Source organism: Streptomyces katrae (genome assembly GCF_000966975.1).
Taxonomy (GTDB): domain Bacteria; phylum Actinomycetota; class Actinomycetes; order Streptomycetales; family Streptomycetaceae; genus Streptomyces; species Streptomyces katrae.
In genome coordinates this window covers 1-1,945 of the sequence record NZ_JZWV01001591.1, presented here as the reverse complement: position 1 = coordinate 1,945, position 1,945 = coordinate 1, and the positions used below count along the sequence as shown (strand labels likewise).

Sequence of the window (1,945 nt, the reverse complement as noted above, 5' to 3'; positions counted from 1 at the left end):
AGGAGAACAGGACGAAGGCGGACAGTTCCAGGTCGCGGGTGAGCTCGTCCAGGTGCAGGGCGGCGTCCACCTTGGGGCGGAACACGCGGTCGATCCGCTCCGCCGTGAGACCGGTGAAGATGCCGTCGTCGGTCACCCCGGCCACGTGCACCACCGCGGTCAGGGGGCGTCCGTCGGGTACCGCGTCCAGCAGCCGGGCGAGGGCCTCGCGGTCGGCGACGTCGCACGCGGCGACGGTCACCCGGGCCCCCAGGGCGGTGAGTTCCGCCTCCAGTGCGGCCATGCCCTCGGCCGCGCCGCCCCTGCGGCCGGCGAGCAGCAGGTCGCGTACGCCGTGCCGGGTCACCAGGTGCCGTGCGACGTGCCGGCCGAGCAGGCCGGTGGCTCCCGTGACGAGGACCGTGCCGTCGGTGGTGAAGACGGGTCCGGCCCCGCCGGGGACGAGCGGGTGCTCGGTCCGTGCCAGCCGGGGGACGAGGACCGTACCGCCGCGGACGGCGAACTGCTCCTCGCCCGAGGCCAGCAGGGCGGGCAGGGCCCGCGCCGAGGCCGGGTCGCGGTCGAGGTCGACCAGGACGAAGCGGCCCGGGTGCTCCGACTGCGCCGAACGCACCAGGCCCCAGATGGCGGCCTGCGCCGGGTCCACCTCCTTGTCCCGGTCCTCCTCGCCGCGTCCCCTGGCGGCGACGGCGTTGCCGGTCAGGACGGCCAGCCGGGAGCCGGCGTACCGGTCGTCGGCGAGCCACCGCTGGAGCAGGTCGAGGGCGCGGTGGGCGGTGGCGTGGACGTGGGCGACGGGGTGGTCCCGGTCCGGCCGGACGTCGACGGTCGCGAGGAGGACGGCGGGCGCCTCCTCCTCCGCTCCGCCGGCGGGGTCCGCCAGGTCGGGGCGGAAGCCGACGTCCAGGCCGGAGTCCTCCAGGGCCGCCCGCAGTCCGTCGTCCCCGCCGACCAGGGTCCACTGCCCGTCGGGCCGGCTCGCGGGCTCCTCGGGGGTGAGGGGCAGCGGGGTCCAGTCGAGCCGGTAGAGGGGGTCCTGGTGTCCGTGCGCCCGCCCGGCCTCGGCCAGTTGCCGCGCCGAGACGGGGCGCAGCACCAGGGAGTCGACGCGGGCCACGGGGCGGCCGGCCTCGTCGGTGGCGTCCAGGGCCACCGCGTCGGCGCCGGCCGGGACGATCCTGACCCGCAGCGTGCGCGCGCCGGTGGCGTGGACGCTCACCCCGTTCCAGGCGAACGGGATCCGGGCCCGGCCGGCGTCGGGCAGCAGCCCGCCGAGGCCGATCGCGTGCAGGGCCGAGTCCAGCAGGGCCGGGTGGACCCCGAAGCCGGCGACGGCGGTCTCCTCGGGCAGCCGCACCTCGGCGAACACCTCGTCGCCGCGCCGCCACAGGCCGTGCAGGCCCTGGAACACCGGTCCGTAGCCGAGGCCGAGGCCGGCCAGCCGCTCGTACGCGCCGCCGGTGTCCAGGGGCTCCGCCCCGGGCGCCGGCCATGCGGCCGGGCCGGAGGGCGGCTCCTCCTGCTCTGCTCGGGCGGCGACGGAGACCACGCCGGTCGCGTGGCAGGTCCACGGTTCGGCGGAGTCGGCGGTCTCGGGGCGGGAGTAGACGCCGACCGTCCGGTGCCCGGTCGCGTCCGCTCCGCCGACGACGGCCTGGAGCTGCACGGCCCCGTCTTCGTGGAGGACGAGGGGGGCGCCGAGGGTCAGTTCGTCCACGCGGTCGCAGCACACCTCGTCGGCGGCGCGGAGCGCCAGGTCGACCAGTGCGGTGCCGGGCAGCAGGACGGTGTCCATCACGGTGTGGTCGGTGAGCCAGGGGTGGGTGGCCGGGGACAGCCTGCCGGTGAGGAGTGCCCCTTGGCCGTCGGCGAGGGGTACGGCGGCCCCCAGGAAGGGGTGTGCGGCGTCGACGAGTCCGGCGGCGGCCACGTCACCGGCCGGGGC

Annotated in this window: 1 protein-coding gene; it reads right to left on the bottom strand. The window is 77.5% G+C overall.

The genetic code is table 11. The annotated features are described in order from the left end of the window. The coding region (locus VR44_RS39465) for a type I polyketide synthase (RefSeq protein ID WP_045952517.1) at window positions 1-1,945 on the bottom strand (1,945 nt) is incomplete at both ends.